11 protein-coding genes are annotated in these 13,453 nt (G+C 52.5%); 8 read left to right on the top strand and 3 right to left on the bottom strand.

Annotated features, from left to right (window positions below; translation table 11 throughout):
* Nucleotides 1-47: 47 nt before the first annotated feature.
* Complete coding sequence (locus DUE52_RS16035; protein ID WP_114407038.1) at nt 48-830, bottom strand: MBL fold metallo-hydrolase; 783 nt, start codon at nt 828-830, stop codon at nt 48-50.
* 67 nt (nt 831-897) lie between these two features.
* Here DUE52_RS16035 and DUE52_RS16030 point away from each other — a divergent pair, with 67 nt between their 5' ends.
* Complete coding sequence (locus tag DUE52_RS16030; protein ID WP_114407037.1) at nt 898-1,170, top strand: hypothetical protein; 273 nt, start codon at nt 898-900, stop codon at nt 1,168-1,170.
* A 14-nt stretch (nt 1,171-1,184) separates the two neighbouring features.
* Here the strand turns inward: DUE52_RS16030 and DUE52_RS16025 are convergent, their stop codons facing one another.
* Entirely contained in the window at nt 1,185-1,643 is a 459-nt protein-coding gene (locus DUE52_RS16025; RefSeq protein ID WP_133299855.1) for a hypothetical protein, read from the bottom strand.
* 846 nt (nt 1,644-2,489) lie between these two features.
* Between DUE52_RS16025 and DUE52_RS16015 the strand changes: the two genes are divergently transcribed.
* Together DUE52_RS16015 and hemF are read left to right on the top strand one after the other, a co-directional pair.
* The gene (locus tag DUE52_RS16015; protein ID WP_114407034.1) at nt 2,490-3,116 is read left to right on the top strand and encodes an AlbA family DNA-binding domain-containing protein; all 627 of its coding nucleotides are present in this window, start codon (nt 2,490-2,492) and stop codon (nt 3,114-3,116) included.
* Between the two features lie 126 nt (nt 3,117-3,242).
* On the top strand, nt 3,243-4,142 hold the full coding sequence (gene hemF, locus DUE52_RS16010) for an oxygen-dependent coproporphyrinogen oxidase (protein ID WP_114407033.1): 900 nt from the start codon (nt 3,243-3,245) through the stop codon (nt 4,140-4,142).
* A gap of 23 nt (nt 4,143-4,165) precedes the next feature.
* Here hemF and menC read toward each other — a convergent pair whose 3' ends face one another.
* A complete protein-coding gene (gene menC / locus DUE52_RS16005; protein WP_114407032.1) occupies nt 4,166-5,275 on the bottom strand; it encodes an o-succinylbenzoate synthase in 1,110 nt (369 codons plus the stop codon).
* 103 nt (nt 5,276-5,378) lie between these two features.
* Here menC and lpxK point away from each other — a divergent pair, with 103 nt between their 5' ends.
* The 5 genes from lpxK to DUE52_RS15980 all read left to right on the top strand — a co-directional run bounded on the left by lpxK (nt 5,379) and on the right by DUE52_RS15980 (nt 13,132).
* Nucleotides 5,379-6,413, top strand: a complete 1,035-nt coding sequence (gene lpxK, locus DUE52_RS16000) for a tetraacyldisaccharide 4'-kinase (RefSeq protein WP_229312186.1) — start codon at nt 5,379-5,381, stop codon at nt 6,411-6,413.
* 98 nt (nt 6,414-6,511) lie between these two features.
* Nucleotides 6,512-8,533 (top strand): putative porin, encoded by a 2,022-nt coding sequence (locus DUE52_RS15995; protein ID WP_114407030.1) that lies wholly within the window; start codon nt 6,512-6,514, stop codon nt 8,531-8,533.
* 9 nt (nt 8,534-8,542) lie between these two features.
* The gene (locus DUE52_RS15990; RefSeq protein WP_114407029.1) at nt 8,543-9,490 is read left to right on the top strand and encodes a DUF1835 domain-containing protein; all 948 of its coding nucleotides are present in this window, start codon (nt 8,543-8,545) and stop codon (nt 9,488-9,490) included.
* A complete protein-coding gene (locus DUE52_RS15985; RefSeq protein ID WP_114407100.1) occupies nt 9,490-10,077 on the top strand; it encodes a MiaE family protein in 588 nt (195 codons plus the stop codon). The genes DUE52_RS15990 and DUE52_RS15985 overlap by 1 nt, the downstream gene beginning before the upstream one ends.
* A gap of 94 nt (nt 10,078-10,171) precedes the next feature.
* Nucleotides 10,172-13,132, top strand: coding sequence for a PD-(D/E)XK nuclease family protein (locus DUE52_RS15980; protein ID WP_114407028.1), 2,961 nt, complete (start codon nt 10,172-10,174; stop codon nt 13,130-13,132).
* Nucleotides 13,133-13,453: the final 321 nt, after the last annotated feature.

Below are 13,453 nucleotides of genomic sequence, written 5' to 3'. Positions count from 1 at the left end.
AGTTGGAAAGTAAATAGGAGAAGGCTAAAACTACGAGCAATCCTTCGTCAAACCAACGCCAGGGCACCATCAATCCGAAAAATCGGGGTTTCGCCAAAGCGCGAAGCCACAACAAGCTCCGTGCGGTCGAGGTGGGGCAGAAACAGATCGCGGGCCAGCTCCGGGCAGTTGTTGTCTTTCGACAGGTGTGACAACAGGACGTGGCTCATAAAAGGCGGTTTATGCTGCCTGAACAGGGTTAGCGCCTGCTGGTTGGACAAATGGCCTTTGCCGCCCCGGATGCGCTGTTTCAGAAAATACGGATACCGCCCCCGGTCCAGCATGTCTTCATCGTAGTTGGCTTCCAGAAAAGCTGCGTGACACTGGCTGAAATGGTGAATGAGGTGTTCGCAGGGCGTGCCGATGTCGGTAAAAATGCCAACTTTCGTGTCCTGAAAGTCGACCGTAAAGCTGTGGGGATCAGCGGCATCATGGTGTTTTGGGAAAGCCGTGATGCGCAGGTCACCAATCTGCACGGGTTCGTTGCCGTAAAAGGGATAAACGGGAACATCCTCTAATGACAGGCGGCAGTTGTTCAGGGTTTTCGGGGTAATGTATACCGGCAGTTTATACTTCCGCGCCAGTTGGGAAAGGCCACTGATGTGGTCCGAATGTTCGTGGGTAATGAAAATGGCTTTCACCGTCCGAAGCGACAACCCCAGCCGCTGAAACCGGGTTTCGATCTGGCGACAGGAAAGCCCGACATCGATCAGAACGGCTTCCTGCTCGTTGCCGATGTAATAACAGTTTCCGTTGCTGCCCGAATTGAGGGAGGAGATAAACAATGGCATAGACTCGTAAAGTTATCAAAAAATACGCTGGGGTTGATAACGAAAGGCACGGTTTGGTGATAAATAAATGAGCCAGAGCGAAAGCGCCGGAGCCGGAACCAAACCAATGCCGAAAGCCATGTTAACCGCCAAAACCAACTTCAACCACGCCAGATTGCCCCGCCTGGGGGCGGTTGTCAACCTGCCGGTATCGCAGTTGTTTTCGCCCAAACGGAAATTTATCGTGACGGCATATCCACTTTGTGACAATGAAACAGGCATTCATACCTGCTACCTGCGGGCGCTGGACAACGGTCAGGAGGTGCGTGTTTCGGGATTTTATTGCCACCTCATTGGGTGAGCGGACAGAAAAGGTCAGAATGCCGCGAGGTGACTTACGGCTTTGTGATGTGAGGCTTCAAATCCGGTTAATAACCGCAGGTATTTTTCCTCCATCAATTCATAATGCCGAAGTCCGCCGTTGGCGTGATGTCTTTGCATCGCCTTTTTTTGTGCATTTCGGTTACAAATCAGGCTTCGGCAAACGCGTTCAATCTGCTTTTCATAGTATTGAATGAGCTGTCGGTCCCACTCCTGCAAGGGGTTGGTGGCTGGGTTTTTCGGGAATGGAGGCCGATCCGTCAGCACTATTTCCCACTCCTTCTGAAGATTTCGCAGGTGTGGACTGATTAATTGACCGTCGATGGATTCGACGGGAAGTTTCGACAACGGACCTCCATCACTCACGGAAGCTTCCAGGAGAGTGAGCCCACCCGCTACAAAATTGGATAAAAGATCAAAAGCCGCTTCGTAATCATCAGGGAAGCATATCATGTTCCTCCACTCTACTCCCGCCCGAATCCCCTGTATGATAAGTACCATTCTTCTGCTTGTAGCTCCGTACTGGATTCGTTTAAATACTAAATAAAGCTATCGGTTTACGGGGTAAGTCACAACTAAATGGAGAATTTAAACACCGAGAGTCAATCTGATTGATGTCGATTTGGGGAGTTTGCCGGGGTTCATTGGCAGCAGAAAGGGGCTTCAAAAACAAATCCCGGCCAAAAAGGCCGGGATGTTCCACTTACCAATCTCTATTAATTACAAGCAGTACAGGTGTACTCCTTCATACATAAGAGAGGAATAAAGTGCGTTTATCACCTTTTTTTTGAAAGTTTTTTTTGCTTTTTTTTGTAATAGGCAGATAGTCAAGTAGTAACAATATGTACGAAAGACATATTAAATCGACTTTTCGGCAGGTAGACAACGGATTTATTCCGGTAGAGTCGACCGATCAGACTCCGCTTGGTCGAGATCCGGGCTTTTTTCGATTGGCAGGGGAAAACGGTGAGAAATAACAGACAGAGAAGCGGTTTTATAGAATCTGGTTTCGGAGGTTGCCGGTTTTCGGACTGGCTCATTTTTGTCCCAAAACTACAAAGCCCGGCTGCAACTGCAACCGGGCTTTGTCAGGATTATCTATCGCAATATGAGATGAACTCAATCAAAGATATACTGATAAAATTTAAAAAGGACTATGCAAAGCAAGGTCGGAATGGCAATTTTAAGTAACTAGGGGTCTAAAGGACTGATAGACACGACCGGTGACGCCCCTTTTTTCATTATTCCAAATTGTTTTTTTTGTGAACAAAATACTTTAATAACGCGGTTTAAAACAGTATGCGCTATAATCTGACCGAATTGATTGCCCGGGGAGAAGGCACCCGACTTGAATTTAAATCGACCATTCATACGGCCTACCGCATTGCCCGCACCTTGACCGCTTTCTCGAATACGTCGGGGGGACTGCTGCTCATCGGCGTGTCGGACGACGGGCGGGTGTCGGGCGTCGAGTCGGAATTGTACGAAATGCAGAAAATCGAGAAAGCCACTGATCTGCTGATCGACCCGGCCATTTCGGTCAGTTACGAGGTCATCAACGAACTGGGGCGGCAGGTTATTCTGATCGAAGTGGCGGAGAGCGACGAAAAACCGCATTATGCCATCGACGAAAAAGGGAAACGAACCATCTATGTCCGGGCAAAAGACAAGTCTGTGCCGACGAATAAGCTGATTCTGACCAACCTCGTGACGCCCGACGGCCCGTTGCTGCAATCGTCAAACGTCCGCAATTTGATCCAGGTACTCCGGAAAACCGACTTCATTACCGCCAAACAATATGCCCAGTTGGTCAATATTTCCGAATACCGGGCCAGCAAACTGCTCCACCAATTGACCGGACAAGGCTTGCTGTTGATGGTCGATAAACCCCGACCGGTGCGGTTTTCGCTGAAAATTAGTGAATAAGTGTTCCGGTCGTTTAGTCGGGAAGTTTTTCAGCGATGGTAAGACCTCATGCAGAATTAAAATCGCCCGGACTAAAATCCGTGGGTCCGTGTATCTTTGCGGGCGAAAAAAACGCATCATTCCCGAATGGCTGTCGACAAACAAAGCATCACTGATTTTTTTACGGGCTTACAGGACCGGATTTGCCAGGCACTCGAAACCGCCGACGGCTCCGGCCGGTTTCATGAAGACCTCTGGGAACGTGCCGAAGGGGGCGGAGGCCGCACCCGGATCATCCAGAACGGCGATGTGATTGAAAAAGGAGGAGTTCTGTTCTCCGCCGTCCACGGCCCGGCATCCGACGCGGTGCTGAAACAGATGAAAACGACCGAACCGGCTGATTTTTACGCCACCGGCGTTTCTATTGTCATCCATCCGCACAGCCCGCTGGTGCCGATTATTCACATGAATGTGCGGTATTTTGAACTCAGTACCGGCGAGTGCTGGTTTGGGGGCGGCATTGACCTGACACCCCATTACGTCGACGCCGACGATGCGCGCTGGTTTCATCAGCAACTGAAAACCGCCTGCGACCGACACCGTCCCGACTCTTATTCCCAGTACAAAACCTGGGCTGATGATTATTTTTTCATCCGCCACCGGGCCGAAACCCGCGGCATTGGCGGTGTTTTCTTCGATTACCTGCGCCCGGCCGACGACGATCACAAGGCGGCTTTGTTTGCCTTCGTGCAGGAAATCGGCAACTCCTTTGCGCCGATTTACACCCACTTCATGCAGAAAAACCGGGCGTTGCCGTTTGGCGAAAACGAGAAAAAATGGCAGATGCTGCGCCGGGGGCGGTATGTGGAGTTCAATCTGGTTTGGGACCGGGGTACGAAATTCGGGCTGGAAACCAACGGCCGCACCGAGTCCATTCTGATGAGCATGCCCCCGCAGGCCAACTGGGTATATGACTACCAGCCCGAACCCGGAAGCCGGGAAGCCGAAACACTGGGTTTGCTAAAAAAAGGAATTGACTGGGTGTAGAAAACGCGCGGCAAAAACCGGCGTTACCTTTCTATGCGCACTCCCCGACCGGTTTCTAAAATCTCCAGATTCCAGCCTTTGGAAAGATCGGTCTTCAAAAAACCGTTTTCAATCGCCAGCGGACTTTCGATGTTATTGTGATAAAGCTGCCCGGTTCCGAGTCCCTGCGGAATGGGGTTTTTGAACTGGGCGGTGTATTGTGCAATGGCGTTTAGGCCAATGTTGGATTCGAGGGCGGAGGTGATCCACCAGCCGATGCCGAGCCGATTTGCAATTTCAATCCATTGGGTGCAGTGAATAAAACCGCCCAACAGCGTGGGTTTCAGGATGATGTAGTGCGGCTGAATTTTTTTCAGCAACCGCATCTTTTCCACGTATTCCATGTGGCCGATCAGTTCCTCATCGAGCGCAATGGGCAGGGGCGACTGGCGGCAGAGTTCGGCCATCAACTCAGGTTGCCCTGGGCGGATGGGCTGTTCGATGGAATGAATGTCGTAAACCGCGAGTTGGTTGAGTTTGTCACGTACATCGTCCGGGCCAAAAGCGCCGTTGGCATCCACCCGCAGCGTAATCTGGTCGGCACTGAAGCGGGAGCGAATGGAGTCGAGCAGGTCGCATTCCTGCCGAAAATCGATGGCACCGATCTTTAACTTGATGGTCGTGTAGCCCGCTTCGAGCTTTTCCTCAATCTGCCGGCGCATGAATTCCGGTTTTCCCATCCACACCAACCCATTGATGGGCAGGGTTTTGGAGCCTTTGGCAAACTCGGAATCGAAAATCGTCCGCTGCCCGCCGTTGATGTAATCGTGCATGGCGGTTTCAAAACCAAACTGGATCGAAGGAAGCCGGTCGCTGATGAGTTGCAGCACAATCGGGACATTCCAGTGAAAGAGTTGCAGATCCAACTGGTTGAAAAGCTCGCAGGTATGACGCAGTTGATCGACAAAATCAGGACGGTCGTCGATGCTCAGCCCGCGGAGTGGAGCACACTCGCCCCATCCGACCACGGAGGGCTCTTCATCGTCGTGAATGCGGACAAAATAGCTGTCTTTTTGCGTTAAGGTGCCTCGTGACGTTCCGGCCTCGAACGTAAAATGCAATGTGTATTTCAGGAAGTCGGCCTTGAGACTCATAGTGACAGATAAGGAACGGCATTCATCATTAAAAGTAGTAATTTTGGGTGTTACTGAATAGGCTTGTTAATAAATTATTACGTAAAACTTAGTGTTCAACCGATTGCTGAACCCCCTCAACTGGCTGTACGGTGGTATTACTGACATCCGTAATGCGCTGTATGACAGGCGTATTATCACAGTGTTAAGGCCGCCCATCTATACCATTGGTGTAGGGAACATTACAGTTGGAGGAACCGGCAAAACGCCACACGTCGACTATCTGGTTCGTTTGCTGAAACCGTTCGGGCCGCTGGCCACGCTGAGCCGGGGCTATGGCCGCCGAACCAAAGGCTTTCGTTTGGCAACGGATGCCGACACCGCCGACACCATCGGCGACGAGCCCCTGTTGCTGTATCGGAAACACGGACAGAACCAACGGGTCGATCAAACCCCGGTGCTGATCAGTGTGGGTGAAAAACGCGCCGAAGCGATTCCGGAATTACTGAAAATAAATCCTGATTTACAGGTAATTATCCTGGATGATGCCTTTCAGCACCGACCTGTTCAGGCGCATCTGAACCTGTTGCTGACGGATTACCACCGGCCGTTTTACGACGACCAGCCGTTTCCGGGCGGACGCCTGCGCGAACGGCGACACGGTGCCCGCCGGGCGGATGCGGTTTTGGTTACCAAATGCCCCGACGGGTTGATTGGGAGCGAGCAACTGGCGATGCAGGATCGAATCCGGGCGTATGGCCGGGCCGACGTACCGGTTTTTTTTACGGGATTCCGGTACGGCGATCCGATTAATTTTGTGAACCCATCAATCCGAACGGGCCTGAAAAGCGTAGTTTTGGTATCCGGCATTGCCCGGCCTGAGTCACTGGAGACGTATGTCAAAAGCCATTTTTCGCTGGTGCGTCATTGGCGGTTTGCCGATCATTACCGCTACACGGCGGATGATTTGAAACGCATTCTGGATGAATTGCCGGTTGGCGCAACGGTTTTGACGACCGAGAAGGACTTTGTCAAATTGGCTCCCTTGCTGGCCGAAACCGGGGGCGATGCCTCGCGGTTTGCGTATCTGCCGATCGACGTGCAATTTCTGAAAGACGAAGAATTGTTCCGGGAAATGATTCAAAAAAGCCAGCCGTAACGGTTTTAAACAGTCGCGATGGGTTGTTAAAAAAGCTAATGAGCGCAAAAAGTAATCACCGCGAATCAATAAATTGGCGGAATTCCAGTTCAGACCATATGACCCGACTTTTTTTACTGCGTGTAAGTATCCTGCTGTTATGGTTTACCTCTCCGGCCTGGGCGCAGTTGCCTACGCGCCTTCCGAACTTTCCGCAGGGCGGCAACCGGACCGGGGGACAGCCGACCACAACGGGAGGGTCGGGGGCCAGCGCGGGAGGGGCCATTCTCGACGACTCCACCAAACTCATTTATGGACCCAAAACGACCCGCTTTTTCCTGGAAAGCGACGTTCTGAATAACCGCAAAGCCCTGATTACCATCGATACCACGCTGGAAGGTGTACACCGAACCAGTTACATTGATCGTTACGACAACCTCTACACGGATTTGGGAAATCTGGGAACGGCCCTGCGGTCGGTTTTTTACCAGACGCCCGCCATTGGCTCCCAAACCGGTTTGAGCGCCTACGGATTATACGGGTATCAGACCCAGAACATCCGGTATTTCGACACGCGATCGCCCTACACAAACATGTATCTGGTGCTGGGGGGAAGGGGGCAAAATATCGTGAATTTCGACTTCACGCAAAACATCAGCGAACGCTGGAACCTCGGTTTCAATTTGCAGCGCATGACGTCGGATGTGCAGTTTGGGGGAACCACCGCCGTTTCGTCCGGCACCCAGCGCCTGGCCGAAAACTGGAATTTTGTCGTGCATTCCAATTACCGGTCCAAAAACGGCAAGTATACCTTGCTGGCGCATTACAACAACCTCAACCACCGTTCGCTTGATCAGGGTGGGGTGATTGAACCGGATTCGGGTACATCCAATGCTGCCAATCCAGACCTGGAGCTAAGACCTGTTTTGTCGACAGCCAACTCCCGCGAAATCCGCAACGACCTCCATCTGTATCACCAGTACGTTCTGGACACGGCTTTTCAGCTTTACAACATCGTTGATTTTCGCGCCCAAAGTTACCGGTTTACCGACACGGACATAACCGACAATTTGTTGCCACCCGACTCGTCGAATCTGTCCCGGAAACCGTTTTACCCCCGCTATTATTTCGACAATCTGGAAACCCGGCAAACGACGCTATTTAGACTGCTGGAGAATCAGATCGGGATAAAAGGCCAGTTTTCGGCGCGCGGATCGGCTTTCAACTACCGTGCCTGGCTCCGAAACCGGTATTACAGCCTGGAGAACCGCTTCAACATCGGGCGGCTCGTGCCGGATTCGAGCTACAAAAGCAGTCGGCTCGAAACGTTTGTGGGCGGTTGGCTGGGCTACTATTTCCCGGACAGCCTGACGCGGGTGACGGCTGAGGTGGAGTATTTATTAGGCCGCGATTTCCGGCTTCAGGGGCGTCTGGAAAGCCGCTTGCTGACTGCCGGGTACGAAAGTGTCTTTGCCTCGCCAACGTTGCTCCAAAACCGGTATACGAGCAATATCTACCAGTGGGACCATGAAGGAAGATTGGCAACCCGGTTTGATTTACGCGGTACCCAACACGCCTATGGACAATTGAATCTGAAGCTGGGAAAGCTGATTCTGAGTCCCGGAATGGATTATTATTTGCTGACAAATTATATTTATTTCGATACGGCAGCGGTCCCGCAACAGCTTTCAAGCGCGTTCAGCATTCTGCAGACGAGTTTGAGCTGGCAGTTCCGGGCGGGCAGGTTTACGATGGCGGGGCAGGGCTACTACACGCTGGTGTCGAACGACGACGTGCTGCGGATACCGACTTTGCTGGCGAATGCCCGGTTTGAGTACAACTTTTTATTATTCAAGAAATTGTATGTGCTGGCGGGGGTTCAGTTTCATTACAAATCTGCGTATTATGCCGACCAGTATATGCCAGTCACCCAGCAGTATCATTTGCAGAACGAGACCAAACTGGGCGATTACATCATGGCCGAGCCGTATGCCAATTTACGGATCAACCGGGTCCGGCTTTTTTTGAAACTGGCGCACGCCAACCAGGGCCTGCTCGACCAGACGTATTACAGTGCGCCGTATTTCCGGACCATCAACCGGTCTTTTTCCTTTGGTGTTCATTGGTTATTATTCGACTAAGTCCTGACTATGAAAGTATTACACATCCTCAACGGCGACGCAACCGCCGAAGCCTTCACCAAATCGAATATCCTGGGAAATGCCGATCAAACGGATCTGATGGTCTGGCGGGAAGCGATGTCGGAGGGGCCGGTGAATGCGGATGTTCAATCGGTTTACGAACTTTGGCGCATTCGCAAGGCCTGGCACAACGTGACGGATGACGAGCCTTCCGATTACGACCAGCGGGTGGTGCAGGCGTTTGAAAAACTGGCGGTTCCGACCGACTACGATGAGATTTATCTCTGGTTCGAGCACGATTTATTCTGCCAGATCAACCTGGTTTTTCTGCTGGCACAACTGGTTCAGCGACCCTTGGGAACAACTAAAATCAAACAGGTTTCGGTCGATTCCTTTCCGGGAGAGCCGTTTTTCAAAGGCATGGGGCAACTGAACGGAGCCCAGTTGGCGACCTTGTTTTTACAGGCCGAAGCGTTGACCCGTCACGATCTGGAAGTGGCCGGAGCGGTTTGGAATGCCTACGCCAGCCCGGAGCCGCTGGCCCTTCAGCAACTTCTGGGTGCCGATTTTGGCCGGTTGCGGTTTTTGCGAAACGCTTTGATTCTGCATCTACAGCGTTTTCCGTTTACCGAAAACAACCTGAATCTGATTGAACATATGCTGACCGCCACGCTGATGGAAGGGCCAATGCCGGAAGCCAGCCTGATCGGGCGGTTTTTGCAGCAGGACCGTGACTATGGCATTACCGACCTGAGCGTGGGAGAAACCATCCGCCAACTGAACGGAAAACTGTGGGAATATACCGAAGCGGGCGTCAGCCTGACCGAAGCCGGTGCTGATGTCATTGCCGGACGCCGGGTGCTCAACCCGGTGGAACGCTGGCTGGGCGGTTATTACCAGACACCTGATTCACCGTATCGGTGGGACCGGGAACTGGAAAAACTGATTGAGCTGTGATAACGACTCTTGGCCTGGAACTTCCTACCGATCCGCGCTGGGTCGATATTGCCCGAATGAACCTCGGCGATATCCTGATCGATCACGCCTTTTGCGAACAGAAAGCCGCATCGTCCTGCATCTCGCTGATCGTTCAGTTTCCCGAACATGAAAAGCTGGTGGAGGTGCTGACGCCCGTGGTGGCTGAAGAATGGGGTCATTTTCAGCGGGTTCTGAAAGAACTTCGCAAGCGGAATATCCCACTGGGAAAACCGCGTAAGGACGAGTATGTCAACCAGTTGCTGCAGGTTCTGCGCAAACCGGGCGACCGCAACGAGCAGTTGATGGAAAAGCTGTTGTTGAATGCCCTGATCGAAGCCCGCAGTGCCGAACGGTTCAAGCTGTTGTCGGAAAACCTGACCGACGAATACCTGCAAAAATTTTACCGCGAGTTGATGATTTCGGAAGCCGGGCATTACCGGAATTTTATCGAACTGGCCGAAGCATACAATCCGAAAGAGAAAGTCCGGAAACGCTGGAAAGAACTGCTGGAAACCGAAGCCGGGATCATGAAAACGCTGGAAGTCCGCGCCGACCGGTTTCACTGACCGGGTTGGAAAGCCGTCTTTTTTGGCGTATTTTTGAATATCACCTAATGAACAGCCTGGATAAACAACCGTCGGTTTTATCCGGAAAAAGTACATGTCATTCTTAAGTCAAGTGGCCCATCACATCTTCCGGAACCATCAAACGCGGATGGACGACGTGTGGGTGATTGTGCCGACACGCCGGGCGGTTACCACCTTTCAGCAACACCTTAGCCAGCAATCCGACACGCCGTTTCTGTCACCCCACGTGCTGGCCGTCGACGACTTCATCATGCAGAGTGCGGGCGTTCTGCAAATCGACCCGGTCAGTCTGTTGTTCGAACTGTTCGAAGTCTTCAAAGAAATTGACGACACGCTGGAATTCGGGCGGTTTTTGAACTGGGCGAGCATTTTGCTCACGGATTTCGACCGCATCGATCAGTACATGATTTCGCCCTCCGAGCTGTTTAGCTACATGACGGCGGCCAAAGCCCTTGAACGCTGGCGACTCGAACTGCCCGACGGCCGGGCGGGAGCCAAACTCGAAACCGTCGGAACGCAGCGGTATTTTAAACTCTTCGAAAACCTGCAAACCGCCTACGAGGCTCTGCACGAGCGGCTTTTGTCGAAAGGCTGGGCGTATCGGGGCATGGCCTACCGCTTACTGGCGAATCAGGTGGAAGACCTGGTGCGCGACAATCCGGCCTATGAAAAACTGTATTTCGTGGGGTTCAACGCCCTGAGCCGGTCGGAAGAGCAGATTGTAAAAACACTCCTGAAGGCGCAGAAAGCCGAAATGCTCTGGGACACGGACGCGTATTACATGCAGTCGAAGCGGCAGGAAGCCGGGAAGATGCTGCGGAACTACAAACGGGACGGCTGGAGCGGCCCCTGGACCTGGGAAGAAAACGGGCTGACCGAAACGCTCAAACACATTCAGGTGATCGGCGTTCCGAATGCCAGCATGCAGGCCAAAGTTGCCAGCCAGCTCTACCGGCAACATGCCGATTCTGAAACCGATGCCGGCACCACGGCCTTGATTCTGGGTGACGAAACCTTGTTGTTACCGGTTTTGTATTCGATGGGTGGCTCGGTAACGGATCTGAACGTGACGATGGGGCTTTCGTTGCAGAATTCGCACCTGTTTACGCTGGTCGATGCCCTGTTCGAAATGCAGCGAACCGTGGCGGCTTTTCAGAAGAAAGACGGCAGCGGCACGATCTATATTCCCAAATTCAATCACCGGCACGTTGTCAAGGTTCTCAATCACCCGTTTATCCGGCAGTATGAATTGTCGGGTTTGAAATCGTCGGCGGGGTCGCCAAACCGCGTGGTTCAAAAGGCTATCAACACCATTACGACGGACAATCTGGTGTATCTGGACGAAAAGCAGTTGCTGGCGATGGGCGAAAACAGCCCGCTGTTTCAGGTATTGTTCCGCCGTTGGCCGGACGATAAACCGCTGGTGGTCATTCACCAGTTTTATGCGTTGATCGAGGTGCTGCGGGATGTGTACACCGAGCAGCAGGACGCCATCGAAACCGAGTATCTGTATTTATTTCAGAATCTGCTTCGCCAGTTGGAAACCACGCTCGAACGCGAACAGCGGAATGAACTGGTGACAATCAAGAGTTTGAAGCAGTTTCTGTATGAACTGATCCGCCAAACCAGCATCCCGTTTGAAAGCGAGGGGGGCAGTGCTTTGCAGGTGATGGGAATGCTCGAAACCCGGGCGCTGGATTTTGAGCACCTGATTATTTTGTCGGTGAACGAGGGAGTTTTACCCCAATCGCGGAAACTGAATTCCCTCATTCCGTTCGATGCCTGCGTGGAAGTTGGTTTGCCGACTTATCAGGATCAGGAATCGGTGATGTCATACCACTTCTACCGGCTGTTGCAACGGGCCAAAAAAGTCTCGCTGCTCTATGTTACTTCGGCCGACGCTTATGGGACCAGCAAGGGCGAGAAAAGCCGGTTTATCCGACAACTTGAACACGAACTGGTTCCGGCTTCCGGGGGCAATGTGACCATCAGCTACCCCAGCGTGCGATTTGGCAAGGCGGCCGATCAAAAGTCGGCTTTGTTACCTTACGATGCGCTCGAAATTCCGAAAAGCGACGCGATTCTGGCGAAACTGCGGGAGGACTTGATGGGGAAATTCAGTTCCGCCAAAAACCGGGTTTTCGGTGGAATGTACCCCACCTCGCTGAATAATTTCATGAGCTGTTCGCTCAAGTATTATTTCAGCCGGGTGATCAGCATGCAGGAAGACGATGAGGTCAGCGATGAGATGGATGCCGCCGAATTCGGGCAGTGGATTCACAACACGCTGGAAGCTCTCGATCAGGAATACCGCATGGTGGGAGCGGAGGTGACGACGGAACGGGTTGTCGAAAAATTGAAGCTGAAATACGAAGAAGCGTTTGTGAACCGCGTGACCGAGTCGGGCATGAATCGCCTGCTCTACAAGGTGGCGGAAGACCTGATGGTGCGGTTTAATGCCCTGCAGGTGGAGCGCTATGGAAAAAATCTGGAGGTGTTGCAAACGGAAGAAGAGTGGGATACGGAGCTGGAGGTCGAAACCGCCATCGGTCCCTTGCGCATCCGGATTGCCGGAAAAATCGACCGGGTCGAGCGGCTTCGACAACCCGATGGTACCGTATTAATTCGGGTAGCCGATTACAAAACCGGGAAAATCGAAGCCCGGGATGCCGACGTCAAAACCATGGAACTCCTGCTGACCGACGCCCAGAAGGACAAGGCCCGGCAGTTGTGGCTGTATCAGTATCTGGTGTATAAGAAAATGCTGCAAAACAAGGGATTGCAGTTTGGCAACGAGTGGATCGACGGCACAAACACCCGCGTGGTGGCCGGTTTTTACTCATTCCGCAACATGGAGGGCGGTTTTATGGAGAACAAACTTTATCTCGGTACGCCCGAAGAATTTGTGGTCCAAACGGAAGTTCACCTCCGCAAAATCATCACGGATTTGTTCGACCCCGGCCAGCCTTTCCAGAAAACCAGCGACAAAAAGATTTGCGAATGGTGTGACTATCGGAAATTGTGTGGGCGGTAACTGAACCTGGCGCTGCACCTACGTATGATTCGGCTCGGGCGTGGTTGATGCCGATGCCGAAGCCGAGGGTTGCACCCCCGGTAATCCATACTCAACCCTCTAAGGGTTGTGAACGATAGGGGGCTTACTGGTAACACCGAAGGTGTTAGGTACGGACAACCGGGGGTGTAACCCCCGGTCCGGCAGCAATATAGTATCCGGCTCGTGCGTGGCAGGGATGCCCCTCCGGTCCAGCAGCAATATAGTATCCGGCTCGTGCGTGGCAGGGATGCCCCTCCGGTCCAGCACCGACGTATCGATGTATGATCCGGCTCGTGCGTG

It is taken from the genome of Larkinella punicea (assembly GCF_003334855.1).
In the GTDB taxonomy this organism is placed as follows: domain Bacteria; phylum Bacteroidota; class Bacteroidia; order Cytophagales; family Spirosomataceae; genus Larkinella; species Larkinella punicea.
This window is presented reverse-complemented; position numbering and strand designations above follow the sequence as displayed.

What these genes read in the sequence shown, in the direction of transcription:
- DUE52_RS16035 (WP_114407038.1), bottom strand. Translation starts at nt 830, where the DNA reads ATGCCATTGTTTATCTCCTCCCTCAATTCGGGCAGCAACGGAAACTGT.
- DUE52_RS16030 (WP_114407037.1), top strand. Translation starts at nt 898, where the DNA reads ATGAGCCAGAGCGAAAGCGCCGGAGCCGGAACCAAACCAATGCCGAAA.
- DUE52_RS16025 (WP_133299855.1), bottom strand. Translation starts at nt 1,643, where the DNA reads ATGATATGCTTCCCTGATGATTACGAAGCGGCTTTTGATCTTTTATCC.
- DUE52_RS16015 (WP_114407034.1), top strand. Translation starts at nt 2,490, where the DNA reads ATGCGCTATAATCTGACCGAATTGATTGCCCGGGGAGAAGGCACCCGA.
- hemF (WP_114407033.1), top strand. Translation starts at nt 3,243, where the DNA reads ATGGCTGTCGACAAACAAAGCATCACTGATTTTTTTACGGGCTTACAG.
- menC (WP_114407032.1), bottom strand. Translation starts at nt 5,275, where the DNA reads ATGAGTCTCAAGGCCGACTTCCTGAAATACACATTGCATTTTACGTTC.
- DUE52_RS15995 (WP_114407030.1), top strand. Translation starts at nt 6,512, where the DNA reads ATGACCCGACTTTTTTTACTGCGTGTAAGTATCCTGCTGTTATGGTTT.
- DUE52_RS15990 (WP_114407029.1), top strand. Translation starts at nt 8,543, where the DNA reads ATGAAAGTATTACACATCCTCAACGGCGACGCAACCGCCGAAGCCTTC.
- DUE52_RS15980 (WP_114407028.1), top strand. Translation starts at nt 10,172, where the DNA reads ATGTCATTCTTAAGTCAAGTGGCCCATCACATCTTCCGGAACCATCAA.